This window comes from Saccharopolyspora sp. NPDC003752 (assembly GCF_053605825.1).
In genome coordinates, this window is sequence record NZ_JBSGJZ010000005.1 from 67806 (window position 1) to 75109 (window position 7304).

Here is a 7304-nt window from a genome sequence, read left to right on the forward strand (position 1 = left end):
GGCGGTTACCGACGACGTTGGGCATCGAAGCATGGGTCCGGTGCCCGACGTCGCCGTTGGAGCGAAACCCTCCGGAAAGGGAGCGTGAACCGGCGTGAGCACTAGCGCAGTTGCGGGACTGTGCCGTTTGTCCATCCGGGCACCTGATCGAAACTTCGATCTCGCGGTACCGACCGATGTTCCGCTGATCGACCTGATGCCGACCATCATCAGCTATGCGGGCTCGCAGGTGGAAGAAGCCGGCCTGGACCACGGCGGCTGGCTGCTGCAGGAGGTCGGTGGCGAGCCGCTGGACGAGGAGGCGACCCCGGAAGCCCTCGGGCTGCACGACGGGCAGACGCTCTACCTCCGCTCCCGGCAGGAAGCCATGCCCGCGGTGCACTTCGACGACCTCGTCGACGGCATCGCCTCCGGGATGCAGGCGCGCGCCGGTTCCTGGACGGCGACCGGGACCAAGCGGCTGCTGCACGCGTTGACGCTGGTAGTGGCCGGGATCATCTGGCTCGGGCTGTTGCTGCCCGGCGACTCGCTGGTGCGATCGGTGGCCGCGGGCGTCGTCTCGCTGCTGCTGCTGGCGGCGGCCGGATCGGCTTCCCGGGCCGTCGGCGATGCGTTCGCGGGCACCGCTTTCGGCATTGCGGCGGTGCCGTTCCTGGCGCTCGCCGGCTTCCTCGCGCCCGGCCCGGAGGCTTCCGGGATGGCGGCGCTGCTCGCGGCCTCGGCGACCGCGGCCGGTGGTGCGGTCCTGGCGCTGGCGGCGTCCGGAACGCACGCGCACGCGTTCCTGGGCGTGCTGGTGGTGTGCGTCTTCGGCGTGGTGACCGCGCTGTTGATGCTGCTCACCGGCTCGATGGCGGAGGCGATGGCCGCGACGGCCGTCATCGCGGTCATCTTCGGTGCCTTCATCCCCGGACTCGCCTTCCGCGTCGCGGGACTGCGAATGCCGCCGCTGCCGACGAACTCCGAGCAGCTGCAGGAAGGCATCGAGCCGCACCCGAGCCGGAACGTGCTCGACCGCACCGAGGTCGCCGACAACTACATGACCGCCCTGTACCTGGCGGTCGGGCTGGTCTGCGCGGCGGCCATCACCGGCCTGCTCACCGAGCCGGACTGGTCCACGTACACGATGGCCGGCGTGCTCAGCGCGGTGCTGTTGCTGCACGGCCGCGACGTGGGCGGGATCTGGCACCGGCTCTCGGTGGTCGTCCCCGGCGCTTTCGGCTGCACCGTGCTGGTCCTGGTGCTCGCGCAGCAGGACCTCTTCGGACGGTTGCTGCTGTTCGTCGGCGTGGCGCTGTTCGGCGTGGCGCTGATGGTCGCGGGCTGGGTCGTTCCGGGCAAGCGCATGGTCCCGTATTGGGGACGGGCCGCGGACATCCTGCACGTGCTGCTGGCGGTGAGCCTCCTCCCGCTGATGCTGACGGTGCTAGGAGTCTTCGGCCTGATCCGCGCCATCAACGGCTGAGGGTGGGTTGGTCCGCAATTTCAATGGAAATCGGACCTTCGATTTCCATTGAAATTGCGTCCGAGTTCGACGGTCCGGCTGGTCGCGGGTTGGCCGGACGCATTGAGTTGACGAGTTCTTCGCAGCAGAGGGCGTGGGAGTGTGCAGTCGCGGCGGGATCAGGTTCAGGCGCACATGTTCGTCATGGGGCGGCTCAGCGCGGGAATGCTGCGTGCCGATCCGGATATTTCAGACACGCCGCAGCGGCGGACGTCGCGCGGCTTGGCCATCGGCATCATCGTCGCGGTTCTGCTCGGAATCGGGACCTTCCTGTTCGGAATGATCAACAAGGGCGGTGCCACGGCTTGGAAGGTGCCGGGCGCGCTCGTCGTGGAGAAGGAGAGCGGCGCGCGCTGGCTGTTCCTCAACGGCGAGTTGCACCCGGTGCTCAACCAGGCGTCCGCCCGGCTCATCGCGGGCGCCGACCTGTCGGTGCACACCGTCACCGAGAACTCGCTGCTCGGCACGCCGCGCGGGGCGCCGATCGGGATTCCCGGCGCGCCGGACGGTCTGCCGTCGGCCGCCGCGCTGAGCACCGATCCGTGGCTGACCTGCGCCGCCCCCACCGGTGGTGGCGAGCGGGACTTCACGATGCTCGTCGGCGAGGGCGGTGGCGAGCCGATGACCGATGAGGACGGCGCCCTGGTCGCCGGGCCCGACGGCACGGTGTTCCTCGCCTGGAAGTGGCAGAAGTTCCGGATGGACACCCAGACCGCCGGCCCCGCCGCGCTCGGCTACAGCACCACCGACCCGATCGAGGTGCCCGCCGGGTTCCTCAACGCGCTGCCGTCCGGGCCGGACCTGGTGGCGCCGGAGGTGGCCGGTCGCGGCACCGCGGGGCCGCAGCTCAGCGGGGCGCCGAGCGTCGTCGGACAGCTGTTCCTCGACGCCGCGAGCAAGCCCTACCTGCTGACCCAGGGCGGGCTGGTGCCGCTCACCGACACGCTGTTCAAGCTGCTCCGGGGCGACCCGCGGACGCAGCAGGTCGCCTACGGCGGACAGCCGGTGGAGCCGCGGCGGATCGGCGCGAGCGACATCACGGCGCACTCGGCCCCGGCCGCGGCGAAGGACGTGCTGACGCGCGACGGCGCATTCCCGGAAACGCCGCCGCAGCTGGTGCCCGACGACGACAAGCAGGCCCTGTGCGTCTCCACCGCCGCCGGCCCTCCGGTGGTGCGGGGCATGTCCCTGGTACCCAAGGACATCACGGACACCGCGAACCCGGTGCTGGCGCAGCCGGGGGTCGCGCTGAGCTGTTCCCGGCCGGACCGGGTGGCATTGCAGCCCGGCAGCGGCGTTCTCGCCGCCGCCGCGCCCACGGGCGGCTCCCAGGCTCCGACGATGTACCTGGTGGCAGACAACGGCGTCAAATACCCGGTGCCGTCGGTTGATGTGGCGACCGCGCTCGGCTACCCGGCGAGCCCGGTGGCGATGCCGCCCATGCTCGTCGACCAGTTGCCCACCGGCCCCGCCCTGGACCCGGTCGCGGCCGCCCGGCCGGTGACCGAGACCCCGCAGGTCCCGGCCGCTCCGCAGTGCTGAATCCCCTGCCACGTCCCTGTTCTGGGATGTGGTTGGCGCGGGCCGGTGGTCCTAGTTTCGTGATTGCCAGAGGCTTCGAAAACCTTGGAGGAATCGGTGGTCACCTCGCCCAACAACCTCGCTCAGAATGAAGCGAAGCACCAACAACTGACCAGCAGCCTGGTCCAGCACGTCGACTCGATGGATCAGGCCGCCAAGAACGTCCAGCAGATGAACCAGCAGCTGCAGGAGTACATGCGGTCCGGGGCCGGCCGGACGTTCGGCACGCAGATCGAGGCGTGGACCCAGAGCTACAACAAGATCAAGGCGAAGGTCGACGAGGTCATCAACAACCTCGGCGCGGCCAAGAAGCAGATCCAGGCGGCGGAAGAGGACAACCAGACCAAGGCCGCCCAGTTCGGGCAGGGCATCTACGACGTCCTGAGCAAGCCGCACAACTGATCCGCTCCGATCCGAATACCTTGTGAGGAACCGAAAATGACCGATCTCGACGTCAACAAGGCGGAGTCCGAAGCCTTGGTCGCGATGATGTTCAAGCAGACCGAGAAGCTGAACGGGCACATCGACGAGATCCAGCGGGTCGTCAACCAGATCATCCAGGACCCCGCGCTGTCCGGTCACTGGAAGGACTCGTGGCAGGGCGCGCAGCAGATGATCGACAACGAGCAGAAGAACATGATCCAGCAGTTCCACCAGGGCTCGGGGCTCCTCAACAACGTCACCGAGGCGTACAAGGACGTCGACAAGGTCGCCGCCCAGTACTTCATGTGATGACGGCGAGGTGATGTGCCATGGCTGAACCCGACACGAACAAGCTGGAGATCACAGACGCGGCGATCAGCGGCCAGAAGACCTTCCTCGACAAGTTCTACACGGAGTGGATGAACTCCGAACCGATGAAGAACCTCTCGACGTTCGCCCAGAACAGCAAGGACCTGGACGGCGGCAAGACCGGCAACGGCTACAGCAAGTTGCTGGTCGGTCTCCTGCCGCAGGCGCAGACCCTGACGCAGCGGGCCGGGGAGTTCGCCGGAAACATCGACAACCAGCTCCAGACGCTCGTCAAGGACTGGATGCCGAGCTGGGTCGATGAGCTGGAAAAGCTGCAGGCCACGGTCAACAAGACCGAGGAAGAGAACACCAAGAAATCGGAGAACTCCTTCTGACCGCTGGGCCGGTCGGTTGGCAATCGTCGCGGTCGGCGACCGCGGGCACGTCGTAGGAGAGTGAGCAGAAATGTCGGCTGCTTGGGAACAAGCGCTCCAGGCCCTCGTGCCCAGTCACTTCAAGGTCGCCGACCGCGACGCCTTCGCCGGCAACGACTCGCCGTCCTGGATCGCCACCGTCGACTACCTGCAGCAGGCCCGTGGGGGCAACAGATTGCAAGGCGACACGATGCCGGGTGACCCCGCGAACACCTGGGACGTGTACCTGAAGTTCAAGTACGAGTCGAAAGCGCTCACGGTCGGGGCCGACCAAGGTGCGCAGGGGTGGAACTGGGGTTATCTCTACATCGGGGTGAACCTCGACCACTCGCAGTTCGGCGCGGGCAGCACTTGGAGCCAGATCCTCGCGCAGGGCAAGGAAATCCTCGACCCGGTGGCGACCATCGCCCCGTTCGAGAACACGGCCGGCAACCAGGTCGTCGCCAGCCAGCCGAGCGTCGACTTCTACATCAAGCAGCTGCAGGACACCCAGACCGCGATCAACCAGTGGGCCGCCGATTTCGAGGCCCAGGCGAAGTCGGTCGGCTCGGGTCAGGGCTTCTCCGGGGAGGCGGCCAAGACCTACCAGAGCAAGCTGGAAGACGCGGTCAAGAAGCTGCGGCGATTCGGCGAAGACGTCGCCAACCCCAGGATGATCGCCGAGCTGCAGAAGGCCAAGGACGCGCTGTCGCAGTACGCCCTCCAGCTGCTCAACGCCTTCACCGCCTGGCGCCCGGATCTCGAGAACAAAGAGGCGTTCTCGCTGAGCAGCCCGCGGATGGCAGTGGCCGAGGCGCTGCGGAGCATGAACCTCATGATGACCTACTCCTCCGCGGGTGAGGTCAGGGAGATCACCGCCGGCGGTACGAACGTGTCGGTCGAGTCGGAGGAGTTCAAGAAGAAGCTCGACCGGGCGGCCAAGGACCTGTGGAACTCGGATTTCGTCCAGAAGCTCGACGCCCCGGCCGCGCAGGCCATGGGCACGGCCAACGGCAAGTTCGAGCACATCCCGCGGGGGTTCCCCAACGTCCGCCTGGGCCAGATCACCGCCACGTACCAGCCGAACTCGGGCGGCGGCGCGGACGACGAATTCAAGCAGAAGCTGCAGCAGATGCAGGAGGACAACCAGAAGCTGCAGCAGGACAACCTGAAGCAGCAGGGCGACTTCCAGAAGCAGCAGCAGGACGACTACAAGCAGCAGCAGGACGACCTCGAAAAGCAGAAGCAGGACGAGCTGAACAAGACCAACCTCACGCCGGACGAGAACGGCTCGGGTGGCGACAAGAAGACCGGGGACGACACCGATCCCCCGGACCTGGACAACCTCGACGAGGTCGAGGACCAGAACAAGGAGCTCACCCAGAACCTGACCGATGGCAACGGCACCGGCACCGGCTCGCTGAACGAGGAGAAGAACGTCCCGCCGCCGTCGTTGCTCACCGGCCCCGGATCGCTGGGCTTGGGCAAAAACAACTCGCTCGGCGGCACGACGTACGACCCGAACAACCCGGGCGGGCAGAGCTCCGTCTTCAACCCGGACGGCTCGGTGGCGCGCGGGCCGGACGGCACCCCGCTGACCGTGCCGAACGGCTCGAAGATCAACGCCGACGGAACCATCACCAAGCCGGACGGCACGCTGCTCAACGGGCCGGACGGCAAGCCGATCAAGGTGGACCCGGACTCCGCGATCCGGCCGAACCAGATGCTGCGCAACCCCGATGGGACGTTCGCCACCGGCCCGGACGGCAGGCCGCTCTACGGCCCGTACGGATCGTCCGTCAACCCGCACGGCCAGGTCCTCGACCCGAAGGGCAACTTGGTCCTCGGTCCCAACGGCAAGTTCCTGGGTGCCGTCGGCCCGGACGGCGCCCCGTTCAAGAACAAGATTCCGCTGAACGGCTCGTTCGGGACGAAGACCGTCGGGCCCGTCGGGCCGCCCGAGATCGGCGATCCGGCGAAGCGTTCAACGACGAACAGCTCCGCTCTGGACGACACGCTGCGCAAGCCGTCGACGATGGACACCGAGACCGGGCCGAAGGGACGCGGTAGCGGCGCGAACGGGCAGTCTCCGGTCATGCCGCCGCCGATGGGTGGCGGTGGCGCTGCCGGCGGTCAGGAGAAGGAGCGGCAGCGCAACACCTGGCTGACGGAAGACCCGGAAAAATGGGGCAGCCAAGGCGGTTTCACCACGGCCATCGGCCGCTGAACGCGTGATGGGAGACATACCGTGAACTTCGGCAACCTGCAGGCGCAGATGGAACAGGCGCTCGCGCAGATCACCGAGAAGCAGCAGGAGATGCGCAAGGTCGAGCAGGACCTGCTCAGCCGCACCGCCACGGCCCGCTCCAAGGACCGGATGATCAGCGCCACCGTCAAGGCCGGCGGCGAACTGGCCAAAGTGGAGTTCCACGACGACCGGTACCGGACGATGGCCCGGGCCGAGCTCGCCGACGCCGTCGTGAAGGTCGTGGAGCAGGCCCGCGCCGACATGCTCCACCAGGTCAACGAGACCATGGCGCCGCAGCTGGGCGACATCGCCGACCTGCGCGGATCGCTGGGCGGAGCGTCGCCCTTCAGCGAGTTCCTGGCGCCGCTGATGGAGATGCAGAAGGACGTCACCGACTCGCTGAACCCGGAGCGCGGCAATGGGAAGTAAGTTCGTCGTCACCGAGCAGCTGAGGAAGGACTTCCCGATGCTCGGCGAAGCGACCGCCGATATGGAGAAGTTCATCTCCTACGCGGACCGCCTGGAGGCCGAGACGATGGCGGCGTCGGGCAAGGAAGGCGACATCACCGACAGCGTCAAGGAAAACGGCGTGCACCTGTTCGCGAACTTCCGGGACCTGAGCAAGACCTTCAAAGAGGCGCTGCAGCAGACCAGCGACAACGGCAAGAAGTTCAACAACATGACCGACAACACCGAACAGGACAACGTGCACAACGCGAACAAGTCCTTCGGGGGTTAGTGCTCGGCTCTGGAGCTCGATTTCTCAAGTTTCGACGGGGTGCTCCCGGGCGCGGGAGCGGATGGCTGAACGGGGAGGGTGTCAGCT

8 protein-coding genes are annotated in these 7304 nt (G+C 67.2%); all 8 read left to right on the top strand.

Going from position 1 to position 7304, the window contains the following annotated elements:
- Window positions 1–94: 94 nt before the first annotated feature.
- Window positions 95–1465 carry a type VII secretion integral membrane protein EccD gene (gene eccD / locus ACWEV3_RS08510; protein WP_452613258.1) on the top strand — a complete coding sequence of 457 codons (1371 nt, stop codon included), beginning with the start codon at window positions 95–97 and terminating at the stop codon, window positions 1463–1465.
- 141 nt (window positions 1466–1606) lie between these two features.
- Complete coding sequence (gene eccB, locus ACWEV3_RS08515) at window positions 1607–3046, top strand: type VII secretion protein EccB (RefSeq protein ID WP_452613259.1); 1440 nt, start codon at window positions 1607–1609, stop codon at window positions 3044–3046.
- Window positions 3047–3142: 96 nt separating this feature from the next.
- Window positions 3143–3487, top strand: a complete 345-nt coding sequence (locus ACWEV3_RS08520; RefSeq protein WP_452613260.1) for a hypothetical protein — start codon at window positions 3143–3145, stop codon at window positions 3485–3487.
- A gap of 36 nt (window positions 3488–3523) precedes the next feature.
- Window positions 3524–3817, top strand: a complete 294-nt coding sequence (locus ACWEV3_RS08525) for a hypothetical protein (RefSeq protein ID WP_452613261.1) — start codon at window positions 3524–3526, stop codon at window positions 3815–3817.
- Between the two features lie 20 nt (window positions 3818–3837).
- Window positions 3838–4212 (top strand): hypothetical protein, encoded by a 375-nt coding sequence (locus ACWEV3_RS08530; RefSeq protein WP_452613262.1) that lies wholly within the window; start codon window positions 3838–3840, stop codon window positions 4210–4212.
- 70 nt (window positions 4213–4282) lie between these two features.
- On the top strand, window positions 4283–6457 hold the full coding sequence (locus tag ACWEV3_RS08535; RefSeq protein WP_452613263.1) for a hypothetical protein: 2175 nt from the start codon (window positions 4283–4285) through the stop codon (window positions 6455–6457).
- A 21-nt stretch (window positions 6458–6478) separates the two neighbouring features.
- Entirely contained in the window at window positions 6479–6907 is a 429-nt protein-coding gene (locus tag ACWEV3_RS08540; protein WP_452613264.1) for a YbaB/EbfC family nucleoid-associated protein, read from the top strand.
- Window positions 6897–7217: a hypothetical protein gene (locus tag ACWEV3_RS08545; RefSeq protein WP_452613265.1), complete on the top strand. Its 321-nt coding sequence runs from the start codon at window positions 6897–6899 to the stop codon at window positions 7215–7217. Before ACWEV3_RS08540 ends, ACWEV3_RS08545 begins: the two co-directional genes overlap by 11 nt.
- The last annotated feature ends 87 nt before the right edge of the window (window positions 7218–7304 follow it).

Excerpts from the sequence above, each read along its gene's own strand:
- ACWEV3_RS08525 (WP_452613261.1), top strand. The coding sequence starts at position 3,524 with ATGACCGATCTCGACGTCAACAAGGCGGAGTCCGAAGCCTTGGTCGCG.
- ACWEV3_RS08530 (WP_452613262.1), top strand. The coding sequence starts at position 3,838 with ATGGCTGAACCCGACACGAACAAGCTGGAGATCACAGACGCGGCGATC.
- ACWEV3_RS08535 (WP_452613263.1), top strand. The coding sequence starts at position 4,283 with ATGTCGGCTGCTTGGGAACAAGCGCTCCAGGCCCTCGTGCCCAGTCAC.
- ACWEV3_RS08545 (WP_452613265.1), top strand. The coding sequence starts at position 6,897 with ATGGGAAGTAAGTTCGTCGTCACCGAGCAGCTGAGGAAGGACTTCCCG.